This is a genomic window from Nocardioides hungaricus (assembly GCF_054782915.1).
In genome coordinates, this window is record NZ_BAAGRO010000020.1 from 58,505 (window position 1) to 82,787 (window position 24,283).

Annotated in this window: 24 protein-coding genes and 1 tRNA gene; 16 read left to right on the forward strand and 9 right to left on the reverse strand. The window is 72.5% G+C overall.

All coding sequences use genetic code 11. The annotated features are described in order from the left end of the window. The first annotated feature begins 18 nt into the window (after window positions 1–18). The 4 genes from topA (at window position 19) to ACYVKX_RS09340 (ending at window position 6,141) form a co-directional block, all read left to right on the forward strand. Window positions 19–2,676 carry a type I DNA topoisomerase gene (gene topA / locus ACYVKX_RS09325; protein ID WP_460831157.1) on the forward strand — a complete coding sequence of 886 codons (2,658 nt, stop codon included), beginning with the start codon at window positions 19–21 and terminating at the stop codon, window positions 2,674–2,676. Between the two features lie 122 nt (window positions 2,677–2,798). Next, entirely contained in the window at window positions 2,799–3,452 is a 654-nt protein-coding gene (gene tmk, locus ACYVKX_RS09330) for a dTMP kinase (RefSeq protein ID WP_460831159.1), read from the forward strand. Then, entirely contained in the window at window positions 3,449–4,603 is a 1,155-nt protein-coding gene (locus ACYVKX_RS09335) for a DNA polymerase III subunit delta' (RefSeq protein ID WP_460831163.1), read from the forward strand. Before tmk ends, ACYVKX_RS09335 begins: the two co-directional genes overlap by 4 nt. Continuing rightward, window positions 4,600–6,141 carry an alpha/beta hydrolase gene (locus ACYVKX_RS09340; RefSeq protein WP_460831165.1) on the forward strand — a complete coding sequence of 514 codons (1,542 nt, stop codon included), beginning with the start codon at window positions 4,600–4,602 and terminating at the stop codon, window positions 6,139–6,141. The genes ACYVKX_RS09335 and ACYVKX_RS09340 overlap by 4 nt, the downstream gene beginning before the upstream one ends. Here ACYVKX_RS09340 and ACYVKX_RS09345 read toward each other — a convergent pair. The 3 genes from ACYVKX_RS09345 to ACYVKX_RS09355 are packed head-to-tail and all read right to left on the reverse strand — an operon-like array spanning window position 6,131 to window position 9,628. Then, complete coding sequence (locus tag ACYVKX_RS09345; protein ID WP_460831168.1) at window positions 6,131–7,495, reverse strand: flavin monoamine oxidase family protein; 1,365 nt, start codon at window positions 7,493–7,495, stop codon at window positions 6,131–6,133. The genes ACYVKX_RS09340 and ACYVKX_RS09345 overlap by 11 nt on opposite strands. Next, a complete protein-coding gene (locus tag ACYVKX_RS09350) occupies window positions 7,492–8,685 on the reverse strand; it encodes a carcinine hydrolase/isopenicillin-N N-acyltransferase family protein (RefSeq protein WP_460831170.1) in 1,194 nt (397 codons plus the stop codon). The genes ACYVKX_RS09345 and ACYVKX_RS09350 overlap by 4 nt, the downstream gene beginning before the upstream one ends. 10 nt (window positions 8,686–8,695) lie before the next feature. After that, complete coding sequence (locus ACYVKX_RS09355) at window positions 8,696–9,628, reverse strand: LysR family transcriptional regulator (RefSeq protein WP_460831174.1); 933 nt, start codon at window positions 9,626–9,628, stop codon at window positions 8,696–8,698. Window positions 9,629–9,735: 107 nt separating this feature from the next. Here ACYVKX_RS09355 and ACYVKX_RS09360 point away from each other — a divergent pair, with 107 nt between their 5' ends. From ACYVKX_RS09360 to ACYVKX_RS09375, 4 genes are all read left to right on the forward strand, one after another. Further along, window positions 9,736–9,918 carry a hypothetical protein gene (locus tag ACYVKX_RS09360; protein ID WP_460831177.1) on the forward strand — a complete coding sequence of 61 codons (183 nt, stop codon included), beginning with the start codon at window positions 9,736–9,738 and terminating at the stop codon, window positions 9,916–9,918. Between the two features lie 104 nt (window positions 9,919–10,022). After that, window positions 10,023–10,095 (forward strand) — tRNA-Thr (locus ACYVKX_RS09365). Window positions 10,096–10,281: 186 nt separating this feature from the next. Continuing rightward, window positions 10,282–10,467: a hypothetical protein gene (locus ACYVKX_RS09370; RefSeq protein ID WP_460831179.1), complete on the forward strand. Its 186-nt coding sequence runs from the start codon at window positions 10,282–10,284 to the stop codon at window positions 10,465–10,467. 225 nt (window positions 10,468–10,692) lie between these two features. Continuing rightward, window positions 10,693–11,253: a Uma2 family endonuclease gene (locus tag ACYVKX_RS09375; RefSeq protein ID WP_460831183.1), complete on the forward strand. Its 561-nt coding sequence runs from the start codon at window positions 10,693–10,695 to the stop codon at window positions 11,251–11,253. Here the strand turns inward: ACYVKX_RS09375 and ACYVKX_RS09380 are convergent. Beyond that, on the reverse strand, window positions 11,240–11,647 hold the full coding sequence (locus tag ACYVKX_RS09380) for a hypothetical protein (RefSeq protein WP_460831187.1): 408 nt from the start codon (window positions 11,645–11,647) through the stop codon (window positions 11,240–11,242). The two genes, ACYVKX_RS09375 and ACYVKX_RS09380, sit on opposite strands and share 14 nt — an antisense overlap. Before the next feature lie 141 nt (window positions 11,648–11,788). Here ACYVKX_RS09380 and ACYVKX_RS09385 point away from each other — a divergent pair, with 141 nt between their 5' ends. Then, window positions 11,789–12,448: a hypothetical protein gene (locus ACYVKX_RS09385; RefSeq protein ID WP_460831191.1), complete on the forward strand. Its 660-nt coding sequence runs from the start codon at window positions 11,789–11,791 to the stop codon at window positions 12,446–12,448. Between the two features lie 293 nt (window positions 12,449–12,741). Here the strand turns inward: ACYVKX_RS09385 and ACYVKX_RS09390 are convergent, their stop codons facing one another. The 4 genes from ACYVKX_RS09390 to gabT form a co-directional block, all read right to left on the reverse strand. Beyond that, window positions 12,742–13,158: a PIN domain-containing protein gene (locus ACYVKX_RS09390; protein ID WP_460831195.1), complete on the reverse strand. Its 417-nt coding sequence runs from the start codon at window positions 13,156–13,158 to the stop codon at window positions 12,742–12,744. Window positions 13,159–13,169: 11 nt separating this feature from the next. After that, window positions 13,170–13,412 carry a hypothetical protein gene (locus tag ACYVKX_RS09395; RefSeq protein ID WP_460831197.1) on the reverse strand — a complete coding sequence of 81 codons (243 nt, stop codon included), beginning with the start codon at window positions 13,410–13,412 and terminating at the stop codon, window positions 13,170–13,172. Between the two features lie 65 nt (window positions 13,413–13,477). Then, a complete protein-coding gene (locus ACYVKX_RS09400) occupies window positions 13,478–14,857 on the reverse strand; it encodes an NAD-dependent succinate-semialdehyde dehydrogenase (RefSeq protein WP_460831200.1) in 1,380 nt (459 codons plus the stop codon). Further along, window positions 14,854–16,212: a 4-aminobutyrate--2-oxoglutarate transaminase gene (gene gabT / locus ACYVKX_RS09405; RefSeq protein WP_460831203.1), complete on the reverse strand. Its 1,359-nt coding sequence runs from the start codon at window positions 16,210–16,212 to the stop codon at window positions 14,854–14,856. The genes ACYVKX_RS09400 and gabT overlap by 4 nt, the downstream gene beginning before the upstream one ends. 73 nt (window positions 16,213–16,285) lie before the next feature. Here gabT and ACYVKX_RS09410 point away from each other — a divergent pair, with 73 nt between their 5' ends. Beyond that, on the forward strand, window positions 16,286–17,173 hold the full coding sequence (locus ACYVKX_RS09410) for a LysR family transcriptional regulator (RefSeq protein WP_460831206.1): 888 nt from the start codon (window positions 16,286–16,288) through the stop codon (window positions 17,171–17,173). A 169-nt stretch (window positions 17,174–17,342) separates the two neighbouring features. Here ACYVKX_RS09410 and ACYVKX_RS09415 read toward each other — a convergent pair whose 3' ends face one another. Then, window positions 17,343–17,792, reverse strand: a complete 450-nt coding sequence (locus ACYVKX_RS09415) for a MarR family winged helix-turn-helix transcriptional regulator (protein WP_460831209.1) — start codon at window positions 17,790–17,792, stop codon at window positions 17,343–17,345. Window positions 17,793–17,923: 131 nt separating this feature from the next. Between ACYVKX_RS09415 and ACYVKX_RS09420 the strand changes: the two genes are divergently transcribed. From ACYVKX_RS09420 to ACYVKX_RS09445, 6 genes are read left to right on the forward strand one after another with little or no spacing between them, the layout of a single operon-like run. Beyond that, complete coding sequence (locus ACYVKX_RS09420) at window positions 17,924–18,709, forward strand: crotonase/enoyl-CoA hydratase family protein (RefSeq protein ID WP_460831212.1); 786 nt, start codon at window positions 17,924–17,926, stop codon at window positions 18,707–18,709. Continuing rightward, window positions 18,706–20,679 carry an acetoacetate--CoA ligase gene (locus ACYVKX_RS09425; RefSeq protein WP_460831214.1) on the forward strand — a complete coding sequence of 658 codons (1,974 nt, stop codon included), beginning with the start codon at window positions 18,706–18,708 and terminating at the stop codon, window positions 20,677–20,679. Before ACYVKX_RS09420 ends, ACYVKX_RS09425 begins: the two co-directional genes overlap by 4 nt. After that, window positions 20,676–21,611: a 3-hydroxyacyl-CoA dehydrogenase NAD-binding domain-containing protein gene (locus tag ACYVKX_RS09430; RefSeq protein WP_460831216.1), complete on the forward strand. Its 936-nt coding sequence runs from the start codon at window positions 20,676–20,678 to the stop codon at window positions 21,609–21,611. Before ACYVKX_RS09425 ends, ACYVKX_RS09430 begins: the two co-directional genes overlap by 4 nt. A 36-nt stretch (window positions 21,612–21,647) precedes the next feature. After that, window positions 21,648–22,541 (forward strand): amidohydrolase family protein, encoded by an 894-nt coding sequence (locus ACYVKX_RS09435; RefSeq protein ID WP_460831218.1) that lies wholly within the window; start codon window positions 21,648–21,650, stop codon window positions 22,539–22,541. Beyond that, window positions 22,535–23,023 carry a hypothetical protein gene (locus ACYVKX_RS09440; protein WP_460831220.1) on the forward strand — a complete coding sequence of 163 codons (489 nt, stop codon included), beginning with the start codon at window positions 22,535–22,537 and terminating at the stop codon, window positions 23,021–23,023. The genes ACYVKX_RS09435 and ACYVKX_RS09440 overlap by 7 nt, the downstream gene beginning before the upstream one ends. A 43-nt stretch (window positions 23,024–23,066) precedes the next feature. After that, complete coding sequence (locus tag ACYVKX_RS09445) at window positions 23,067–24,281, forward strand: Rieske 2Fe-2S domain-containing protein (RefSeq protein WP_460831225.1); 1,215 nt, start codon at window positions 23,067–23,069, stop codon at window positions 24,279–24,281. Window positions 24,282–24,283: the final 2 nt, after the last annotated feature.

Below are 24,283 nucleotides of genomic sequence, written 5' to 3' on the forward strand. Positions count from 1 at the left end.
GAAGCAGAAGGAAGTCCCGTGGCCCACAAGCTGGTGATCGTCGAGTCCCCGAGGAAAGCCCAGATGCTGGGCGACTTCCTCGGTCACGGGTACGTCGTCGAGTCCTCCATCGGCCACATCCGCGACCTCCCGACCAGCGCCGCCGACACTCCGGCCAAGATCAAGGACAAGCCGTGGGGGCGGCTCGCGGTCGACGTCGACAACGGCTTCGAGCCCTACTACGTCGTCCCGCGCGACAAGAGGTCGCACATCGCCAAGCTGAAGACCCTGCTCAAGGATGCCGACGAGCTCTACCTCGCCACCGACGAGGACCGCGAGGGCGAGGCGATCGCCTGGCACCTGCTCGACGAGCTGAAGCCGAAGAGCGGCATCCCGGTCCGGCGGATGGTCTTCCACGAGATCACCAAGCCCGCGATCCTGGCCGCGGTCGAGAGCCCGCGCGACCTCGACATGGACCTCGTCGAGGCCCAGGAGGCCCGCCGGATCCTGGACCGTCTCTACGGCTACGAGGTCAGCCCGGTCCTCTGGAAGAAGGTCATGTCCGGCCTGTCCGCCGGCCGCGTCCAGTCCGTCGCGACCCGGCTGGTGGTCGACCGCGAGCGCGAGCGGATCGCCTTCCGCGTCGCCTCCTACTGGGACCTCGAGGGCACCTTCGACGCCGGCGCGGCCAAGGAGCCGCGGATGTTCCCGGCCCGGCTCCACTCGATCGACGGCAGCCGCGTCGCGAGCGGCTCCGACTTCGGCCCGGACGGCCTGCTCAAGAGCAGGAAGGGCGAGCGGGTCCACCTCGACCGCGCCGCGGCCGAGGCGCTGGTCGCGGCGCTGAGTGACACGACGTACGACGTCCGCTCGGTCGAGGCGAAGCCCTACCGCCGCTCGCCGTACGCCCCCTTCCGCACCACCACGCTCCAGCAGGAGGCCAGCCGCAAGCTCGGCATGAGCGCCTCGGTGACGATGTCGGTCGCGCAGCGGCTGTACGAGAACGGCTTCATCACCTACATGCGCACCGACTCCACCACGCTCTCCGGCGGCGCGGTCGAGGCGGCGCGGTCGCAGGTGCGGGAGCTCTACGGCGCCGAGTACCTCCCCGACGCCCCGCGCACCTACGCCAGCAAGGTGAAGAACGCACAGGAGGCGCACGAGGCGATCCGCCCCGCCGGTGACTCCTTCCGCACGCCCGCGCAGACCGGCCTCACCGGCGACCAGTTCCGCCTCTACGAGCTGATCTGGATGCGCACCGTCGCCTCGCAGATGAAGGACGCCGTCGGCCAGTCCGTGTCCGTGCGGATCGGCGGCGCCGCGTCCGACGGCCGCGACGTCGTGTTCGCCGCGTCCGGCCGCGTCATCACCTTCCACGGTTTCCTCAAGGCCTACGTCGAGGGCACCGACGCCGGCAAGCGCAGTGACGACGACCAGGTGCCCCTGCCGGACCTCGCCGAGCGTGACGCCGTCACCGCCGCGTCGCTGAGCGCCGGCGGCCACGAGACCAAGCCGCCGGCCCGCTACACCGAGGCCACGCTGATCAAGGAGCTCGAGGACCGCGAGATCGGCCGGCCGTCGACGTACGCCTCGATCATCGGCACCATCCTCAACCGCGGCTACGTCTACAAGAAGGGCACCGCGCTGGTGCCGGCGTGGCTGGCGTTCTCGGTGATCCGGCTGCTGGAGGAGCACTTCCCGCGGCAGGTGTCCTACGAGTTCACCGCCGGCATGGAGGACGTGCTCGACGAGATCGCCGGCGGCCGCAAGGACCGCCAGTCCGAGCTCGCCGAGTTCTACTACGGCTCCGACAGCGTGACCGGCCTCAAGCCGCTGGTCGACGGCCTCGGCGACATCGACGCGCGCGAGCTGGCGACGTTCCCCGTGGGCGGCCCGGACAGCGGCATCAACCTGCGCGTCGGCCGCTACGGCCCCTACCTCGAGGGCCCCGACGACGAGGGCACGCCGTACGCCGTGCGCGCCAACGTGCCCGACGACCTGCCGCCCGACGAGCTCACGCTCGACAAGGCCCGGGAGCTGCTGGCCAACCCGGCCGGCGAGGAGATCCAGCTGGGGACGCACCCCGACACCGGGCTGGAGATCGTGGCGAAGAACGGCCGGTTCGGGCCCTACGTCACCGAGGTGCTGCCCGAGGACGCCAAGAAGGGCGAGAAGGCACGCACCGGCTCGCTGTTCAAGTCGATGTCGCTGGACACGATCACGCTCGACGACGCGCTCAAGCTGCTGTCGCTGCCGCGCGTGGTCGGCGTCGACCCGGAGTCCGGCGACGAGATCACCGCCCAGAACGGCCGCTACGGGCCGTACCTGAAGAAGGGCACCGACTCCCGCTCGCTCGCCTCCGAGGACCAGCTCCTCGCCATCGGCCTCGACGAGGCGCTGCGGATCTACGCCCAGCCCAAGCAGCGCGGTCGCGCCGCCGCGGCGGCCCCGCTCAAGGAGCTCGGCAACGACCCGGTCTCCGGGCAGCCGGTGGTCGTGAAGGCGGGCCGGTTCGGCGAGTACGTCACCGACGGCGAGTACAACGCCACCCTCCGCAAGGACGACTCGGTCGACGCGATCACCCTCGAGCGCGCGGCCGAGCTGCTCGCCGAGCGTCGCGCCAAGGGCCCGGCCAAGAAGACTGCCAAGAAGACTGCCAAGCGGACCACGAAGAAGACCGCCAAGAAGGCTCGTTGAGTTGGGCCTCGTTCGCGCTCGAGTTGGGCCTTGTTCCCGCCCGGCCGTGACTTTGACCCGATTCGAGGGCGACTTCGGCCCAACTCAACGGGGGGTCGGCGTCGCCGCCTAGGGTGGACGCCGTGAGGACGGGATCCGGGGTCTACGCCGACACGGGCGTGTTCGTCTGCTTCGAGGGCGGCGAGGGATCGGGCAAGTCCACCCAGTCGCGGCTGCTGGCGGACTGGCTGGAGGAGCAGGGGTACGTCGCCGTACTGACCTTCGAGCCCGGTGACACCGAGGTGGGCCGCAAGCTCCGCACGATCGTGCTCAGCCCCGAGACCGGCGCGATCTCCGACCGCACCGAGGCGCTGCTCTACGCCGCCGACAAGTCCGAGCACGTCGATGCCGTCGTGCAGCCGGCGCTGGACCGCGGCGAGGTCGTCATCACCGACCGCTACGTCGACTCGATGCTGGCCTACCAGGGCGCCGGCCGCGCGCTGGCCATCGACGAGGTCGAGCAGGTCGCGCGCTGGGCCACCCACGACCTGCGGCCGCACCTGACGGTGGTGCTCGACCTCGAGCCCGAGCACGGCCTGGGCCGGTTCGAGGAGCGCGACCGGATCGAGGGCGAGTCGCTGGAGTTCCACCAGCGCGTGCGCGAGGGCTTCCTCCGGATGGCGCGGGCCGACCCCGACCACTACCTCGTGCTCGACGCCCGCTCCGGCGTCGACGAGGTCGGCGCGCGGGTCCGGGCGGCCGTCAGACCTCTCCTCGCCCAGGCAGTGCCCGGATGACCGTCTGGGACGGGCTGGTCGGCCAGCGCCAGGCGATCGAGGCGCTCCGGGCCGCGGCGGCCGGCCACGGCATGAGCCACGCCTACCTCTTCACCGGGCCGCCGGGGTCGGGGCGGTCCAACGCGGCGGTCGCCTTCGCCGCCGCCCTCCAGTGCGAGGAGAGCCCGTCCGGCTGCGGCACCTGCCACGCCTGCCATACCGTGCTCGCCGGGTCGCACGCCGACGTCAGCGTGATCCGGACCGAGGGCCTCTCGATCGGCGTCGGCCAGGTGCGCGAGCTGGTCCGCCGCGCGGCCCTCGCCCCGGTCGGCCACCGCTGGCAGATCCTCATCGTCGAGGACGCCGACCGGGTCACCGAGCCGGCCTTCAACGCGCTGCTCAAGGCGATCGAGGAGCCGTCGGCCCGCACCGTGTGGATGCTGTGCACGCCGACCGTCGAGGACGTGCTGCCGACGATCCGCTCGCGCTGCCGGCTGGTCACGCTGACCACGCCGACCACCGACGACGTCGCCGCGTTCCTGGCCGGCCACGACGGGGTCGACGGCGCGCTGGCGTCGTACGCCGCCCGCGCCAGCCAGGGCCACATCGGCCGTGCCCGCGCGCTGGCTCGCGACGAGGAGACCCGCAACCGGCGCCGCGAGGTCGTCGCGCTCCCGGCGCAGCTCACCTCCCTCGGCCGCTGCATGAACGCCGGCAGGCGGCTCACCGAGGTCACCAAGGAGGAGGCCGACGCGATCACGACCGAGCTCGACGCCCGGGAGAAGGCCGAGCTCGACACGGCGTACGGCGTGGTCGAGCGCGGCCGCCGCCCGCGGGAGTACGCCCCGGCGCTGCGCGACCTCGAGAGGGAGCAGAAGACCCGCGCCAAGCGGCGCCAGCTCGACGTCGTCGACCGCGGCCTGGTGGACCTGGTGTCGGTCTACCGCGACGCGATCGCCGTCGCCCAGCGGGCGCCGGGCCGGCTGGTCAACGAGGAGATCCGCGTCGACGTCGAGCTGCTCGCGCGGGTGTCGCCGCCGGAGACCAACCTGCGCCGGATCTCCGCGATCTTCGAGGCCCGCGAGCAGATGCTCGAGTTCAACGTCCAGCCCGCGCTCGCGCTGGAGTCGATGATGGTCGCGCTGATGGCCCCGGAGGCCCGGGTCGGGTGAGGCGCCTCGTCGCGCTCGTCCTCGCCGTCGCGCTGCTCCTCGGCGGGGGCGCCGTCACCCTGCTGGCGATGCTCGACAACCTGGGCGCCGACCCGTCCGCGGTCCCGACGACCAGGCCCGAGCCCGGCGCGACGAGGCCGCCGCGGCCGGCACTCGCGCCGTACTACGACCAGCGGCTCGACTGGCAGCGGTGCCGCGACCAGTTCCTCTGCGCGAGGCTGACGGTCCCGCTCGACTACCGCAGGCCCGGCGGCGAGACGATCGACCTGGCGCTGCTCAAGGTGCCGGCCTCCGACCCTGATCGCCGGATCGGCTCGCTCGTGGTCAACCCGGGCGGGCCGGGCGCGCCGGGCACCGACTACGCCGCGCAGGCGGCCGTGGTCTTCCGCGAGCCGCTCCTCGCGGCGTACGACATCGTCGGCTTCGACCCGCGCGGCACCGGCGACAGCGCCCCGGTCGACTGCCTGAGCGACGAGGAGCTCGACCGGTACGTCGCCGAGGACCCCGCCCCCGAGACCGCCGCCGAGACCTCCGAGTACCTGCGGTGGGTCGAGGCGTTCGGCGCGGGCTGCGCCAGCCGCTCGGGCGACCTCGCGGCACACGTCACGACGGTCGAGGCGGCGCGCGACATGGACGTGCTGCGCGCCGCGCTCGGCGAGTCGTCGATGGACTACTTCGGCGCGTCCTACGGCACCAAGCTCGGCGCGACGTACGCCGATCTCTTCCCCGCCAGGGTCGGCCGGCTCGTCCTCGACGGCGCCGTCGACCTCTCGATCGGCTCCCGCCGGCTGAGCCTGGAGCAGGCCGGCGGCTTCGAGACCGCGCTGCGCGCGTACGTCGGGAACTGCGTCGAGCAGGGCGACTGCTTCCTGGGCGACACGGTCGAGGCGGGGCTGGCCCGGATCAAGGGCCTCCTCGACGAGGTCGACGCCGACCCGCTGCCGACCGACTCCGACCGCGAGCTCCGCGTCGGCAACGCCTTCTTCGGCGTGGTGCTCCCGCTCTACAACCGCGCCTACTGGCCGATCCTCGACGGGGCGCTGAAGGCGGGCCTCGACGGCGACGGCTCCGCGCTGCTCCGGCTCTCCGACCTCTACCACTCCCGCGGGGGCAGCACCTACACCGACAACTCGACCGAGGCGCTCTACGCGATCAGCTGCCTCGACGACCCCTACGCGATCACCGCGGCCGAGGTCCCCGCGCAGATCCCGGCGTTCGAGAGGGTCTCGCCGACCTTCGGCAGCGTCTTCGCCTGGGGCCTGACGTCCTGCCTGGGCATGCAGGTCGAGTCGACCGTGCGCGCTCGGGTCGTGGACGCGGCCGGCGCCGCGCCGATCGTGGTCATCGGCACCACGCGCGACCCGGCGACGCCGTACCAGTGGGCGGTCAACCTCGCCGACCAGCTCGAGTCGGGCGTGCTCGTCAGCCGCGACGGCGACGGCCACACCGGCTACAACAGCGGCAACCAGTGCGTCGACACCGCGGTCGAGGACTACCTGATCAGGGGCACGGTCCCGGAGGACGGGCTCAGCTGCTGAGCGCTCGGCCCAGCGCCGCCAGCACCTCGGCGGCGGTCGCCTCGCCCGAGCGCACCGCGCCCTCCATGTAGCCGTTCCACACCGGCGAGCACTCCGCGCCCGCCCAGTGCAGCCGGCCGACCGGCTCGCGCAGCGCCGGTCCGAGGCCGGTCCAGACGCCGGGCGCGAAGTGCGCGCCGTAGCAGCCGCGGCTGAACTCCTCGGCCATCCAGTCGCGCTCGACGTACTCCAGCGGCTCGGCGGCCTGCGGTCCGAAGTAGCGCACGAAGCAGTCGACCACGGCGGCCCGCCGCTCCTCGGGCGTACGGCGGGCCCAGCGCCGGCCGTCCTCGGCCTCGATGAAGCCCACCAGGATGCCGCGGTCGTAGCCGGGCGGGGTGTTGTCGAAGGCGACTTTCACGGGGCCGCGGTCGGAGCCGACCTGGCCGTTGAGGCCGTCCGTGCGCCAGAACGGCGTCGGATAGACGGCGTACACCTTGATCACGCTGCCCGCGGGCAGCTTCTGGGTGAGCTGGTCACGCCACGACGGGAGCGGCGGGTCGTACTCGAGCCGCCCGGCCAGTGTCGGCGGCAGCGTGATGATCGCGCGCTCCGCGTCGTACGCTGTGCCGTCGCGGGTCGTCACCCGGACGCCGTGGTCGGTCTGGCTGACGGTGCGCACCGGCTGGCCGAGGCGGACGTCGAGGTCGGCGGCCATCCGCTCGCTGACCCGCCAGGAGCCCCCGGCGACCCGGTCCTGTTGCGCGCCGCGGTCGACGGCCATCAGCGTGTCCATGTCCGTGCCGGAGTGCGTGTAGAACAGCGCGTGCAGCAGTGAGAGGTCGGAGAGGTCGGCGGAGAAGACCGCCTCGCAGTAGAGCTCGAAGTAGGCGCGGCCCTGCGGGGTCCGCAGGTTGCGCTGCACCCAGCTGCGGAACGTCTGGCCGTCCAGCTCGCGCGCGTTGCGCGTCTCCCACGGCCGATCGAGGTCGACCGTGCGCGCGAGCCGGCCCCAGCGGACCGCACCCTGGGCGAGGTCGGCGATCGCGAACGGGTTGAGCCTCGGCACCGCGCCCTTGCGCGGCGCGAGCCGACCGGTGCGCTTCCCGAGGCCGAAGACGATGTCGCCCTCGTTCCATGTCGGGACGGTCTTCAGCCCGAGCTCGCCGATCAGCTCGTACATCCGGTCCTGGGTCGGTCCGACCCACTGCCCGCCGAGCTCGATCCACTGTCCGTCGGAGAGCATCCCGGCCTCGGTGCGCCCGCCGACCCGATCGCGCGCCTCGACGACGACCACACTCCGGCCCGATGCCGCGACCCTCCGGGCGGCCGCCAGTCCGGCCAGGCCCGCGCCCACCACCACGACGTCGCTCACGCGCGCGCCGCGGCCTTCTCGAAGCCCGCCCAGCGCCGCCGCACCCAGCGCGGCCGGATGTCGCGGGCGGTCTCCCGCGCGAGCTCGGTCCACCGGGTCCGCAGGTCCGCGGCCTCCGCGAGGGCGGCCTTCGCCGTCGGCGGCGCCGCGATCCACCGGCGCTGCGTCTCGTCGCGCCCGGGTGCGATCCGGGCCTCGACACCCGACCAGTCGCGCAGCGCCTCGCGGTGCAGGAGCTCGTGCCGCCACCACAGCGACCGGTCGTCGCGGTGGTTGTCGACTCCGCTCACCGGGTAGGTCGTCTCGTCGAGCGGGTCGTCGAGCCGGAGCGGGACGTAGAGCGAGAGCGCCGGATCGGCGGTGCCCGTGGCCCAGTGGATGCCGGCCTCGAGGTCGCTCACCCAGGACGCGACGGTCTGGCTCGAGGCGAGCAGTCCGCCGGCGTGCATGTTCGGGCCGGCCATCGACCCGTTCGTCCACGACCAGCGCGGCCCGCCGTCGCTCCCGTTGTCACGCAGGATCGACATCGCGTCGAGCACGCCGCCACCCGCGTCCGCACGGCGCTGGGTGAGGGACTGCCGCACGGTGCAGCCGGCGACCCGGCCACGCAGCCGGTCGGCGTACCTCGCGGCGAAGGCGGGGATGGTCAGCCCGTTGCTGATGCTGCGGGCCTTTCCGTCGACGCGCTCGGTCGCCCAGTGCCGCCCGGCCGTCTCGAGCACGACGGCGCCCTCGCGGTCGGCGACGAGGAAGCTGTTGTGGTAGGTGAACCGCGGGTGCTCGACGCTGCACGAGCCGCTCTGGCCGTGCTCCTCGAGCAGCGCGACGATCGTCTCGACGGCTTCGTCCGCGGTGGTCGACCGCTCGAGCGCGAGCCGCAGCAGGTCCATCCCGAGCAGACCGGGCTCGAGACCCGCCTTCTCCCTCGTGAACACCGCCTCGTTGCCGATGGCGACGCCGTGCTCGTTGGCGCCCATCTCGGCGCCCCACATCCACCAGGGGCGGGAGACCACGGTCGCGTGCGTGCGCGCGACCTGTGACACCTCGACGTACGTCGTGCGCGCCCGTGCCCCGGGCTCGTGGTCGGCAGCCGGCGTCCACTCCCAGAGCTGCGCCTCGTTGGGGTCGCGGTCGGAGTTCTTCGCCAGCACCATCCCGGCTTCCCCCCGCAGGACGAAGGTGTCGCACACAGTGCACAGCCTAGGGCTGTGGGGGCCCGATCGGCTCGGCGATCTCCTGCATCCGGCGGGTCGCGAGGTCTATCATCATCTGCGCCGCTGGGGAGAGCAGCGCGTCGGCGCGGTGCACGACCGCGAACATGTCGTACTGGCGCGGCCGCAGCGACACCCACCGCGCCTTCGGCGCGAGTCGCGGGAGCAGCTGCTCCGCCGCGCCCCGGGGGATCACCGTGTCGGCGTACCCCATCCCGACCAGCTCGACCGCGGTCTCGACGTCCTCGACCTCGATCCGGGTCTGCGGGTTGCGGCCGGTCTCGTGCAGCATCTGGCGGAGCGTCAGCCGCGTGGAGTCGACGGCGCGGTACGTCGTCTCCGGCAGCACCAGCGACGACTGCGACAGTCGGGCCGCGGTCACCGGGCCGGCGACGCGCTCGGGGTCGGCGCTGACGTAGACGAGCTCCTCGCGCGCGATCGGCGTGACCGTCATGCCCTCGCTGGCCACCGTCGACACCGCGAGCATCGCCGCCTCCAGCCGGCCGCGGCGCAGGTCCTCGAAGACCTCGGTGGAGTTCTGCCCGACCAGCTCGACCCGCACGCCGGGGTAGCGCGAGAGCACGTCGGCGATCAGCCCGGAGCCGGCGTACAACCGCGCGATGCCGAACATCCCGAACCGGATCGTCCCGGTCTCGAACGACTTCACGCTCCGCACCGCCTCGCGGGCGTCGTCGACCGCGGCCAGCACCCGCTCGGCGTGCGGCCGCAGCGAGTCGGCGACCGTCGTCGGCACGACGCCGCGGCCCACGCGCCGGAACAGCTGGACGCCGAGCGTCTTCTCCAGCGCCTTGATCTGCTCGGACACCGACGGCTGGGCGTAGCCGAGTTCGGCCGCGGCCGCCGTCAGCGAGCCGTGCTCGTAGGTCGCGAGGAAGCAGGTCAGCTGGTGCAGCGAAAGCATAGGTTTATCCTTATGTTTCTCTAGAAAAGCAAGGCTACCCCTATGCCAGTGGATCTCGGAGGATGGAACCACCGCCCATCCGTCCGTCCTGCGAAGGAGGATCCGACATGTTCGCCCACTACTGCACCGCGTGCGCCAAGCGCCAGTTGAACTTCTCGAGCCAGATCACCGGGGTGGTCAACACCGACCACGGCATCCTCGTCGCCTTCACCTGCTGGTGCGGCGCCGAGCAGACCATGCTCACCGGCGCCAGGGCGACCGCCGCCGCGGCCCCCGTCCTCGCCGCCTGATCCTCTCCCGCACGCCGGTCCGGTGCCGTTTTCGTGCGCCGGGCCGACGTCCGTATACTTCTGCGGGTTGCCCGGACGGAGCGTGCTCCGGACCCGGGCAGCGCGCCGCCTTAGCTCAGTCGGTAGAGCGATTCACTCGTAATGAATAGGTCGTCGGTTCGATTCCGACAGGCGGCTCCGGAAAGGGCCTCTGACCAGCACAAGCGCTGTCAGGGGCCCGTTTCCGTTTCCGGCTGGCTCGGAACAGGAACCGGCCAGTGAGCCGACCAATCGCCATCGAGTGGGTGCGTCCCGGTCCCGAGCCGTCCCGCAACGGGCCCAGAATCTCCCGCTGGCCTCCAGGTGGCGTGCATAGGGATACGCATGGACATCAACACGAGTGCCGAGCACATCCGCCCGAAGGACCTCCTCACGCCCGAGGAACTGGCCGCCCTCGTCGCCTCGCCCCGAAGACTCTGCGGGACCGGCTTCGGCCCGTCGCGGGCCGACCCCGACCAGGACCGGATCCAGGACGTTCTAAGTCGGTCAGGGCGTGCTCGACTGGATTGAGAGCGAGCGGAAGCGTCAGGCCCGAGATCGGCTGGCACGGTGAGCGCCGTACCCCCATCGGCGAACACGGCCGGATGTGGCTCAGTCCCATCGACGCGGAGGGACGGATCCTCGACCGCGCGGTCCGCGGCCGCCGTTGGCGCGCCTTCCTCAGGGTCCTGGATCGTGGCGGCCGACGGCGCATCGTCCAGGGGACGGGAGCCAACCAGGGCTTAGGCTCAGTGCATGTCGACCTCCACTGCTCAGTATCCGGACCGGCTGCTCAGCCTGTCCGACTGGGAGCGCCTGCCGGTCGATGAACGCCACCATGTCGAACTCGTCGAAGGAGTGCTCGTCGTGGCGCCCAAGCCGACCCCACGTCACCAGATCGTCATGGGCCGCCTGTTCAACCTCCTTGACCACGCATTCGCGGGCGCGGCGGGTCTGGTCGTCACCCAGGACACCGAGATTGTTCTCAGCGACGACACTGTGCGAGCCCCTGACGTGCTGATCGTCGACCGGGCCGCTGTGACGCAGCCCAGGTTCACGCCCGGGCAGGTGCGGCTCGTGGTCGAGATCGTGTCCGACGGCTCCCGCACCACCGACCGAGTGACAAAACTCCACGAGTACGCCCAGGCCGGGATCGGCGAGTACTGGATCCTCGATCCCGCCGCACGGTCGCTCGCGACCTTCACGCTCGGCGCCGGGACGTACCGGGCCACCGACACCCACACCGGCGGCGCAGCCCAGGTCGAGGCGTGCGGAGTGCCAGTCGTCGTTGACCTGGACACTCTCACCGCGATCTAACGTCGCGAATGGTTCGGCTGGCCGCGAGCAGGAGAATGCGTGCGGGAACTCTCCACCAGCGTTCGGTCACCTCGATGTCGACCGGATCCGGGTGCCAGAACACGACGGCCACTGCGTGCATCGTCTCGATGAAGAGTGAGTCGGCGTCGTAGAGCTGCGTGATGTGGTTGTGCACCGCGAGCGACACCGGACCTGCGTCAAGCAACTTGCCGAGGGTCGTGCGCAGAGGTCGTTTGCCGACGTAGTGGCGATAGGTGATCGACGGGTCGCGGTGGCCGAGTTGATCACGAGCGGCGTCGAGGGAGACCTCGTGCGCTTCACGTCGAAGAATGACCGAGCTCCATCGTTGAAGTGCGGCATAAGGCTGACGCCGGTTCCCCGCAACCGGGAGCATGGGGTTGTGATGCAGGACGGGCGCCAGAGCGACGACGAGCTCCTTGCTCGCCTTGGCGAGTGGGTCGAGGACAGTGGTCGAGCGCTCGAACTACGAACCGCACGGACCCTCGTGCGAAGCAGCTCGTTTGTGAGTCAGTCCGTGGCCTATGACGACCCGACTACCGGCGAGCAGCGCGAAGGCGACGTGCTGGCGGACTTTCCATGGTGGCACAACGAGGCGATCGACAGTTCCTACGTGGAGGTCGTGGTCGAGTGCAAGTCCGGCAAGTCGCATCCATGGGTGGCGTTCTACGGGCAGGACCGTGAGACGCCAAAGGCACCGCGGCTATGGTTCCTCCCGACTCCCGGTTGGGAGGAAGACGAGGCGCGGCGTCTCGACATGCTGACGTTCGAGTGGGTCCGAGAGGAGGCGTTGCGGACTGACCGAGTGGCGACCCATGTGGTCTCGGCGCTCGGAAGGGAGAGCGCGAACCCGGCTAGCAACGCCGTTCGTCAGGTGCTGAGCTTCGCGGTAGCGCGGTCCCGACTCCAGCGGTTCTTCCGGTCGAACATGGCGAGCGACAACCGGCCGGCCGCGACGGGCGTGGTGGTGCCAGTCGTAGTAACGCAAGCGCCGCTGTTTGCCTGCCGTCTTGGTTCGGACGATGAGATCGAGATCAAACCCGTAGACAGGTTCGACGTCTGGGCTAGTGAGAACAACCGTCGACGGCGGGTGTACGTGCGTGGTGAGGCGACCTTCGCCGACATGGCCGGCGCGATCTCCCGAGTGCGAACGGCGTTCAGTGAGGGGGAGGACTAGCCGCGCCCTCCTATTGGTGGGGGACGGCGCGTCGCCAGCCGGCCGAGAGCGGTGGCCGTGAGCATGCGCAGCAAAGCTCGGGGCCTCGACGATGCCGCGGCTGCGCCCCCGACCGGATCGAAGTACGCGATGGATGAGGCGTCGCATCGGAGTTCAATCGGCGGACGGAACTTCTCGAGTGCGCCCTCGTGACGACCCACTCACTCAAGCCGACCCGGGTGCGACGAACCGCCGCGTACTCGGCTCATCCTTCGCAGCAGTCGGCGGGTGACGGGCTGTCCGCGCGATCCTGTCTACTGGGCTGCGGGATTGATGACCTCCAGCTTCGGGTATCGCTTTGTGACCTTGGTGTCGAGGGTGGCGAAGGAGTGCCCGCCGGCCAGTGCCACCGCGGCGAGGTAGTCGTCGGTCCACAGCTTGTGGCTGTGGTCGGTTCTGGCGGCGTGTGTCGAGAACCAGTCGTCGACATCCTGGCTCTCGTCGATCCACCCGAATCGTGCGTCGGCGAGGACCGAGGCGACGAAGTCCCACGCCTCAGCACGAGCGAGCACATCCTCGCCGAGGACGGCCGGGTTGGTCAGGTGGCGCAGCCAACCCAGATGGACGACCCGGCACAGCCCCAATGAGTCGTCGTCGGCCTTGTCGAGCCACGACCTCGTCGGAGCATGGAGCATGTGTGCGGGCCAGAAGCCGGCCAAGCAGGTGCTCACATCGAGCAGGATCACGGTAGGCGGCTGATGTCGTCGTCGATGAGCGCCTGCTCGAGCTCATCGGGGCCGATCTTGACAGTCCCGCGTCGCTTGGACTGGATGAGGGGAAGTTCGCCCCGCCGCTTCGTCGCAGAGGCGCCGAGTTCGCGGGTGAGGGCACGGGTGAAGAGGTCCTTGAGGGTCTCGTCGCTCTCGGCCGCTCGCACTCGCGCCGCTCGGACGAGCCCGTCGGGAAGATCGACGGTGGTTCGCATAAACACACATTAGCGTCACGGTGTCGATCGTGCTTCTCCCGACGAGAGGCTTCCTACCAGTCGACCTACCAGTCGATGCAGAGGTACTGCGTCTCCTGGAACTCGCGCATCCCGTCGCGGGCGCCCTCGCGGCCCAGGCCGCTCTGCTTGACGCCGCCGAACGGCGCCGAGGGGTCGGAGACCAGGCCGCGGTTGATGCCGACCATGCCGGCCTCGATCCGCTCGCCGAGCCGGATCGCGCGGCCGAGGTCGCCGGCGAAGACGTACGCCGCGAGGCCGTACTCGGTGTCGTTGACCTGGCGGATCAGGTCGTCCTCGTCGTGCCAGACGACGACCGGGGCGACCGGTCCGAAGATCTCCTCGTGGAGGATGGTGGCGCCGGACGCGACGCCGGCCAGCACGGTCGGTGGGTAGAAGTGGCCGGGTGCGTCCGGGAGGGCGGCCTGGTGGGAGATGCGTGCTCCCTCGCGTACGGCGAGGTCGACCGCGGTGGCGACCCGCTGCTGCGCCGCGGCGCTGATGAGCGGGCCGATGGCGGCGCCGTCGGCGGCGGGGCCGACGGCGAGCTTCTCGACCTCGGCGCCGAGCCGGGCGACGAAGTCGAAGGCGACGTCGGCGTGCACGTAGATCCGGTTGGCGGCGGTGCAGGCCTGGCCGCCGTTGCGGAACTTGGCGACCATGGTGCCGGCGACCGCGGCGTCGAGGTCGGCGTCCTCGGCGACGACGACGGGGGCGTTGCCGCCGAGCTCCATGGAGGCGTTGAGCACCCGGTCGGCGGCCTGGCGCAGCAGGGCGCGGCCGACGCCGGTGGAGCCGGTGAAGGAGACCTTGCGGACCCGCGGGTCCTCGAGCCAGGCGGAGACGACCCCGGCGGCGTCGGTGGTGGTGACCACCTCGACCACGCCGTCGGGCACGCCCGCCTCGGTGAGCAGCCGGGCGACCGCGAGCGCGGTCAGGGGTGTCTCGGCGGCCGGCTTGAGGACGACGGTGCAGCCGGCGGCCAGCGCGGGCGCGATCTTGCGGGTCGCCATCGCGGCAGGGAAGTTCCACGGCGTCACCAGGGCGGCGACCCCGACGGGCCGGTGGCTGACGAGCGTGCGGGCCCCGCCGGCCGGAGCGTCGCCGTACTCGCCGCCGGGCCGGACGGCCTCCTCGGCGAACCAGCGGAAGAACTCGGCGGCGTACCCGACCTCGGCGCCGGCGTCGACGAGCGACTTGCCGTTCTCGCGGGCGATGAGCGTGGCGAGCTCGTCCCGGTCGCGCAGCATCAGCTCGTGCGCGCGGTGCAGCGCGACCGACCGCTCGCGCGGCGCGGTGCGCGACCAGGCGGGGAACGCCGCGGCGGCCCGGTCGACGGCGGCGCGCGCGTCGTCGACTCCCTGGTCGGGCACGTGCGCGACGACCTCGAGGGTCGCCGGGTCCTCGACCGCGAAGGTCCGGCTCATCGGACGGCCTCGAAGGTCTCGGCCAGTACGTCGAGCGCGTCGTGCAGGAGGTCATCGGAGATGCTCAGTGGCGGCAGGAAGCGCAGCACGTTGCCGTAGGTGCCGCAGGTCAGCACGATGACGCCCCGGCGGTGCGCGGCGGTGGCGACCCCCTTGGCCAGCTCGGGATCGGGTACGTCGGTGCCGGCCTGCACGAGCTCGACCGCGATCATCGCGCCGCGCCCGCGCACGTCACCGACGCGGGCGTCGCGCGCCTCGATCCGGCGCAGCCGCTCGAGCATCAGCGCCTCGATCTCGCGGGCGCGCTGCACCAGTCCGTCGGCCTCGATGGTCTCGATGGCGGCGAGGGCGGCGGCGCAGGCGAGCGGGTTGCCGCCGTACGTGCCGCCCAGGCCGCCCGCGTGGGGAGCGTCCATGACCTCCGCGCGGCCGGTGACCGCGGAGAGCGGCAGCCCGCCGGCGATGCCCTTGGCGGTGACGATCAGGTCGGGGACGACGCCCTCGCGGTCGCAGGCGAACAGGTCGCCGGTGCGGGCGAAGCCGGTCTGCACCTCGTCGGCGACGAACACCACGCCGTTCTCGCGGCACCACGCGGCCAGCGCGGGCAGGAAGCCGGCCGCCGGCTCGATGAAGCCGCCCTCGCCCTGGATCGGCTCGATCACGACGGCGGCCAGGTTGGCGGCGCCGACCTGCTTCTCGATCACGTCGATCGCGCGCCGTGCGGCGGCGACGCCGTCGGTGTCGCCGTCGCGGTAGGGGTAGGACAGCGGGGCGCGGTAGACCTCGCTCGCGAACGGCCCGAAACCGTGCTTGTAGGGCATGCTCTTGGCGGTCATCGCCATCGTGAGGTTGGTGCGCCCGTGGTAGGCGTGGTCGAAGACGACGACCGCCTGCCGGCCGGTGTGGGCGCGGGCGACCTTGACAGCGTTCTCGACCGCCTCCGCACCGGAGTTGAACAGGGCGGTGCGCTTGGCGTGATCCCCGGGGGTGAGCCGGTTGAGGGCCTCCGCGACGGCGACGTACCCCTCGTAGGGCGTGACCATGAAGCAGGTGTGCGTGAACGCCGCGACCTGCTCCTGCACGGCCGCGACCACGCGCGGCGCGCTCGCGCCGACGGTGGTCACCGCGATGCCCGAGCCGAGGTCGACGAGGTGGTTGCCGTCGACGTCGACGACGATCCCGCCCTCGGCGCGCGCGGCGAAGACCGGCATCGTCGTGGCGACGCCGGCGGCCACGGCGGTGGTCTTGCGGGCCATCAGCCGGCGCGACTCCGGTCCGGGGACCTCGGTCACGAGCAGCCGCCGCTGCTCGACGGTGCCGGAAGGGGAGGGTGCGGGTACGTCGAGGGTCGTCACGACTCGAGTCTCGGGACCGGATCGTATGCTGTCCAATACTTGTTCTGTCTCGAACTCATGCCGAGGAGGCATGATGCAGCTCCGGCACGTCAGGTACTTCGTCGCGACCGCCGACGCGGGCAGCGTGAGCGCGGCCGCGGCCCGGGTGCACGTGACCCAGCCGGCGCTGTCGCGGCAGCTCCGCCAGCTCGAGCAGGACCTGGGGGTCGCGCTCTTCGACCGCGGCGCCGGGCGGCTGACGCTGAACCGCACCGGCCGGGCGCTGCTGCCGGCCGCGCGGCAGCTGCTCGCCGGCGCCGACGGGCTCCGGGACCGGGCGAGGTTCCACGCCCGGGGCGGGCTCGAGCGGCTGACCATCGCCGCGCCGACGGTGACGCTGACCGACGTCGTGTCGCCGTTCGTCGCAACCATGGCCGCCGACGACCCGGTCATCGACGTGCTCGCGGGAGACGGCCGCACGACCGCGGAGATGCTGCGCGCCGGTGCGGACCTGGCCATCGGCACCGACCGGCCGCCGGCGCCGATGGGCGCGCGGTCGCTGGCCGTGCTGCCGGTGTGGGCCTACGTGCCCGCGGACGACCCGTGGGCCGGCCGAGAGCGGGTCTCGCTCGCCGCGCTGGTCGAGCGGCCGCTCGTCGGGGTGCCGCCCGCGTTCACCGCGCGGGAGGCGCTCGACACCGCGGTGGCGGCGTCCGGTGCGTCGTACGCCGCCTTCGTGGAGGCCGCGAACGGCACCATCGCCCAGGCGCTCGCGGCGTCCGGGCGCGGGGTCGCCGTGGTGTCGGACGACCCGCGCTTCGACCTGGTCCCGGTCGCGGTCGACCTCGGCGGCGACCTGCTCAGCGTGCGGCTGGTCGCCGCGTGGGACCCGGGCGGCATCGCCGCGGCCTCGCTCGAGCGCCTCGTCGACCGGCTCGCTGCCTGGGTCGCCGAACGCTACGGGTCCGCTCAGGGGCGCTGAGTCGGCGCGTCTTGCCCGGCTGGGGGTGCCGACTCGGCGCGTCATGCCCACTCGGGAACGCCGACTCGGCGCGTCTTGCCCGCTCGCTGAGCAAGTTGCGCCGACTCGCGCTTGTGTGGCGGGCAAGTTGCGCCGAGTCGCGCCTCTTCGGCGGGCAAGTTGCGCCGAGTCACCGGCGGGGGGCGCTGAGTGCCTCCCGGCAGGAGTTGAGTGCCGCGCGGAGGGCGGCGACCTCGGTGGTGTCGAGGTCGGAGAGCATCCGGCGCTCGAGGGCGTCGACCTCCGCGGTGCAGCTCGCGAGCAGCGCCCGCCCCGAGGGGGAGAGGTTGATCAGCGCGCGGCGGCGGTCCTGCGGATCGGGTCGCCGCGCGATCAGGCCGAGGCGGTCGAGCGCGCCGACCAGGTCGGCCATCGACTGGGTCGTCACGAACGAGTTGCGGGCGAGCTCGGCCGCGGTCAGGTCCGCGCGCCGCTCCAGCACCGTGAGCGCGGTGTACTGCAGTGGGGTCACGCCGTGGGGGCGGAGCACCTCCTCCAGCCGGGCGCGGACGGCCAGCTCGACCTGCTTGACGGCGTACAGCAGCGACGGCGCTGGTACCCGGACGGTATGAGTCGGCACGCGGCCCCCTGGTGGTCGACGAACGGGAGGATACCTGCCGAGCGGCTTCCAAATCGACAGGAATCCTGTCAATATTGCCTCGGGCACCCCGCCCTCCCTGCTGAGGAGAGACCGTCCGAGGAGAGACATCTGTGACCGAGCAGCACCCGGGTATCGCCCCCGGGCTATCTCTCGAGCGCGACGACGACGTCGCCGTACTCCGCGTGGCGCGACCGCACAAGCGCAACGCGCTCGACGACGAGACGGTGCGGGGTCTCGGCGCCTTCTTCGCGGCGCCGCCGGAGTGGGCCCGGGTCTGCGTGCTGACGGGCGAGGGGCCGCACTTCAGCGCCGGCCTCGACCTCGGCTCGCTCTCGCGGACCTCCACTCTCGAGGGTGTCCGGCACTCGATGATGTGGCACCGGGCCTTCGAGGCGATCGAGTCCGGCCAGGTGCCGGTCGTCGCCGCGCTCCACGGCGCCGTGATCGGCGGTGGCCTGGAGCTGGCGCTGGCCGCGCACGTGCGGGTCGCCGACGCCACCGCCTTCTACTCCCTGCCCGAGGGCCAGCACGGGCTCTTCGTCGGCGGGGGAGCCTCCGTGCGCCTCCCGCGCGTGATCGGCGCGCACCGGATGACCGACCTGATGCTGACCGGCCGGCGGCTCGACGCCGAGGAGGGGCAGCTGCTCGGCATCTCGACCTACCTCACGCCCGCGGGCGGGGGCCCGGCGCGGGCGGTCGAGCTCGCGCGGCGCATCGCCCGCAACGCACCCGTCACGAACTTCGCCGTCCTGCAGGCCCTGCCGCGCATCGCCGAGGCGTCGCCGGGCACCGGCCTGTTCCTGGAGTCCCTGATGGCCGGCGTGGCCCAGGGCAGCGACGATGCCAAGGCGCGCATGCACGCCTTCCTCGACGGCCGGCGGGAGGCCTCGCGATGAGCGGTACGTCGCGGGCGCCGGAGCTGCTGCGGCCGGCCGACGGCGTCGACGGCGACTCGCGGATGGCGGCGTTCGTGCGCTGGCTGGCCGCCGACGGCCGGGCCGAGCTCGACGGGTACGACGACCTGTGGCGCTGGTCGACCGAGTCGCTCGAGGACTTCTGGCAGGCGATCTGGGACCACTTCGGCGTCCGGTCGACCGCGCCGTACGACTGCGTGCTGCGCGAGCGGGTGATGCCCGGCGCCGCCTGGTTCCCGGGCGCCCGGCTCAACTACGCCGAGCATGTCTTCGCGGCCGCGCCCGGTCCCGACCGCGACGCGGTGATCGGGTGGTCGCAGACCCGCGGCGAGGTGCGGCTCACGCACGCGGAGCTGGCCGACGCCGTGGCCCGCGCCCGGACCGGCCTGCGCCGGCTCGGGGTCGGGCGCGGCGACCGCGTGGTCGCCTACCTGCCCAACATCCCCGAGACGGTCGTCGCGTACCTTGCGACGATCAGCCTCGGCGCGGTCTGGGCGAGCTGCGCCCCCGAGTTCGGCTCGCGCAGCGTCGTCGAGCGCTTCGCCCAGGTGGAGCCGACGGTGCTGCTGACCGTGACCGGCTACGCGTACGGCGACAAGCCGATCTCCCGCGAGCAGCAGGTCGAGGAGGTGCGGGCGGCGCTGCCGACGCTGCGCGCGGTGGTGCATGTGCCCTACCTCGGGGACGCCCCTCCGGATGCGGTGTCGTGGGAGGAGCTGCTCGCCGAGCCCGGACCGCTCGAGTTCGAGCAGGTGTCCTTCGACCATCCGATGTGCGTCCTGTTCTCGTCGGGGACGACCGGCCGGCCGAAGGCGATCGTCCACTGCCACGGCGGCCTCCTGCTCGAGCACCTCAAGAACGACGCCCTGAGCTTCGACCTCGGCGAGGGCGACACCTTCATGTGGTTCTCGACCACGGCGTGGATGATGTGGAACCTCCTCGTCAGCGGCCTCCTCGTCGGCGCCACGATCGTGACCATCGACGGGAACCCCATCTGGCCGGACCTGGCCGCGCACTGGAGGCTGGCCGAGGACGTCGGCGCGACCGTGCTCGGCGCGAGCCCCGGGCTGATCATGGCCTCGCGGGCGGAGGGCCTGGACCTCCGGGCGCAGGTGGGGCTGTCGCGCGTCCGGGAGGTCGCCGCCGCCGGCAGCCCGCTCGCCGCCGAGGGATACCACTGGATCGCGGAGCAGCTCGGCCCCGGCGTACTGCTCAACGTGGGGAGCGGCGGCACCGACATCTGCACCGGGATGGTGCAGGGCAGCCCGCTCCAGCCGGTCTGGGCGGGGGAGATCTCGGGCCCGTGCCTCGCGGTCGCCGCGGCCGCCTGGGACGACCACGGCCGGCCCGTCGTCGGCGAGCGCGGAGAGCTCGTGATCACCGAGCCGATGCCCTCGATGCCGGTCGGGTTCTGGGGCGACGAGGACGGCAGCCGCTACCGCGAGTCCTACTTCGAGCACTACCCGGGCGTGTGGCGCCACGGCGACTGGATCCGGTTCGGCGAGGCCGGCAGCTGCGTGGTGATGGGCCGCTCGGACGCGACCCTCAACCGCGGCGGCGTACGGCTCGGGACGGCGGAGTTCTACCAGGTGCTCGTCGACCTGACCGAGGTCGCCGACTCGCTGGTCGTCCATCTCGAGGACCCCGAGGGGGGCCTGGGCGAGCTGATCCTGTTCGTCGCCCTGCGCGAGGGCGTCGCCGCGGACGCCGGCCTCGAGCGCCGGATCGGCCGGGCGCTGCGGGACGCGCTGTCGCCGCGCCACGTCCCCGACCGGGTCGTGGTCGTGCCCGGGATCCCGGTCAACCGCACGGGCAAGAAGCTCGAGGTGCCGGTCAAGCGGATCCTGCGCGGCGAGGAGCCCAGCGCGGTGCTGTCCCTCGACGTGCTGGCCGATCCGGCCGTCCTCGAGCCGTACGTCGAGTACGCGCGTCAGTACGGCGGCCGGCCGTGACCGAGCGGGTCGCCCTGGTCGGCGCGGGCGTGATCGGCGCCGGATGGGCCGTGCAGCTGCTCGGCCGCGGCCACGAGGTCGCCGTCTTCGACCCCTCGCCCGACGCGGTCGCCGCGGTGCGGGCCATGGTCGAGCAGGCCCGTCCCGCGATCGACCGGATGGGGCTCGGCCTCGAAGGCTGGGAGTCGCGGCTCTCGGTCGCGCCGTCGGCCGCCCTGGTCGTGGCCGGGGCGACCTGGGTGCAGGAGAGCGGCCCCGAGCGCCCCGACCTCAAGGCCCGTCTGCTGGCCGAGCTCGACGACCTGGCCGAACCGGACGTGGTCATCGCGAGCAGCTCGTCGGGCATCTCGCCGAGCCGGCTCGCGTCGTGGTGCGAGCGCAGCCCGGAGCGGGTGATCGTGGGCCACCCCTTCAACCCGGTCCACCTGATCCCCCTCGTCGAGGTCGTGGCCGCGCCGGGCGTCGCGGCGGCGACCGTGGAGCGGGCGCTGGCGTTCTACCGGTCCCTGGGCAAGCGCCCGATCCACGTCCGCCGGGAGGTGCCGGGCCACCTGGCCAACCGCCTGCAGGCGGCGCTGTGGCGCGAGGCCTACTCGCTCGTGGAGCGGGGCGTCGCCACCGTGGCCGACGTGGACGCCGCGATCGCGCACGGGCCCGGGCTCCGGTGGGCGCTGCTCGGACCCCTGGTCAACCAGCACCTCTCGGGCGGCGCGGGCGGGCTCGCCCAGGTGCTCGAGCACCTCGGGCCGCCGGCGCAGGAGTGGATGGACGACCTCGGGGACGTCCGGCTGACGCCGGAGCTGGCGGCCGCACTGGTGGCCGGCGTCGACGCGGAGCTCGCCGGGCTCGACCAGGTCGCGCTCGCCGCCCGCCGCGACCGGCTGCTGGTCGACCTGCTGGCCGCCAAGGCAGCCGCCCCCGAGCTGCCCTGAGTGTCCGAGAACGCCCGAGAACAGGAGGTCGGGACCATGCCCGTCTACCAGCCCGCGATCGACGTCGACGCCCTCGTCGCGATCGACGTGCACACCCACGTCGAGGCCGACGACCACGGCCGGCACTCCCTCGACGAGGAGCTGATGGCCGCCTCGGCGGCGTACTTCCGCGGCGACCACCCGCGAACGCCCACGCTGGACGAGATCGCCGAGCACTACCGCGCCCGCTCGATGGCCGCGGTCGTGTTCACGGTGGACGCGACGACCGCCACCGGCCACCCCGCGCTCTCGAGCGAGGAGATCGCCGTCGGCGCCGCGCGCAACAACGACGTGCTCATCCCCTTCGGGTCCGTCGACCCCCATCAGGGAGCCGACGCCGTCCGGCGCGCCCGCCGCCTGGTCGAGGAGTACGGCGTGCGGGGGCTCAAGCTCCACCCGAGCCTGCAGGGCTTCGAGCCGAACGACCGGGCGTTCTACCCGCTCTACGAGGCCATGGCCGAGCTCGGCGCGGTGGTGCTCCTCCACTCCGGCCAGACCGGCATCGGCGCCGGCCTGCCGGGCGGGCGCGGCATCAAGCTGCGCTACTCCGACCCGATGCTGGTCGACGACGTCGCCGCGGACCTCCCCGACCTGCGGATCGTCCTCGCCCACCCGGCGGTCCCGTGGGCCGACAGCGCCATCTCGATCGCGACCCACAAGGCCAACGTCTTCGTCGACCTCTCCGGATGGCTGCCCAAGTACTTCCCGCCGCAGCTGGTGCGACAGATCGGCACGCTGCTGCGGACCAAGGCGCTCTTCGGCAGCGACTTCCCGGTGATCACGCCCGACCGCTGGCTGGCCTCCTTCGCCGAGCTCGGCGTGCGGGAGGAGGCGGTGCCGCTGATCCTGAAGGAGAACGCGGTCGGCCTGCTGGGGCTGGGACCGTGCTGACGCCACCGGTGGTGGACGCCGCGCCGCGGCCGGTGATCGGCCTGGACGTCGACGGCGTGATCGCCCTGGCCGAGCCGCCCCTCGTGGCGGCTCGTGACCACGACGTCTCGGCGTGGGCCCGGTGGCGGCGCCGCATCCGGGTGCCCGTCGGCGCGGCCTCGACGGTGCGCGCCCTGGCCGAGCGCTACGAGGTCGTCTGGGTCAGCGCCTGGGGCCACACCGCGCACTCCGCGCTGCGCCCGGTCCTGGACCTCCCCGAGCAGCCGTGGCCGTTCCTGCCGGTCCAGTTCGCCCAGGCAGCCGCCCTGGCGGACTGGGCGGACGGCCGGCCCTGGCTGCTGATCCACGACGGCGTCGACGACGCGGTCACGCCCGAGCAGGAGCGCCACGTCCTCCAGGTGGATCCCCGACGTGGCATCGGCGACGTCTCGATCGAGGACGTCGCCGCCGCGATCGAGGCCCTGCAGGCCGCCCCGCGGTAGCACGACACCGTCCCGCGTCCCATCCAGCGCAAAGGAGCAGCAGATGACCCTCGACCAGACAGCCCCCGCCGCGGCCGCGCCACCAGCGAGCCCGGACGGCTCGGCGTACCACTTCCAGCCCGGCTCGCCCCTGGACCATCTGGTCCGCGTCGGTCGCGGCACTCTGATGGGGGAGGTGCTGCGCCGCTACTGGCAGCCGGTCGCGCTCGGCGAGGAGGCCACCCGCCAGCCCCGGAGGATCCGGGTGCTCGGCGAGGACCTGATCCTCTTCCGCACGGGCCGGGGCGCGCCCGGCCTGCTGTACTCGCGGTGCTGCCACCGCGGCGCCTCCCTCTTCTACGGCGGCGTCGAGGACGACGGGATCCGCTGCTGCTACCACGGCTGGGTGTTCGACACCGAGGGGCGCTGCCTCGAGCAGCCCTGCGAGCCCGAGCTCGGGCTGCACCGCGACCGGGTCCGCCAGCCGTGGTACCCGGTGCAGGAGCGGTACGGCCTGGTCTGGGCCTACCTGGGTCCGCCCGACCGGATGCCCGTGCTGCCGCGGTACGACACCCTCGAGGAGCTCGCCTCCGGGCAGCGGGTCTTCGCCGACGGCGACGGGTTCAGCGGCGGCGGCCCCGCCGTCTTGGACTTCAACTGGCTGTCCCACTGGGAGAACGTGATGGACCCGTTCCACGTGCCGATCCTGCACGCCCGGTTCAGCGGGAACCAGTTCGTCCCGGAGATGGCGATCATTCCCGAGGTCGAGTTCTCGTACGTCGACGACGGGGTGCGCGCCGCCTCCCAGCGCGTCCTGCCCGACGGCCGCCGGCTCCAGCGGGTCACCGAGGCGGTCTTCCCGAACCTCCGCGTGGTCCCCGACCCGAAGGGCACGCTGGGGCCGGTCGACGTGCTCGGCTGGGTCGTGCCGATCGACGACGAGAGCTTCAAGATCTTCACCGCCTATCGCGCCGAGTCGCGAGACCGCCTCGCGCAGATGCGCACGACCTTCGCCGGCAAGCGCTGGTCGGAGCTCGACGAGGACGAGCACCAGCGGATGCCCGGAGACTACGAGGCGCAGCGGAGCCAGGGCGTCATCGGCCTGCAGACCGAGGACCACCTGACGATCACCGACCAGGGGGTGACGATGCTGCGGCGGATGATGGCGCGGGCGGCGAAGACGGTCGCGAACGGCGGCGACGCGCCCGGCCTGATCCGCGAGGGCGAGGACGACCTGGTCCGGATCCGCGGCGGCGCCTTCATCCTCGACGACCGATAGCG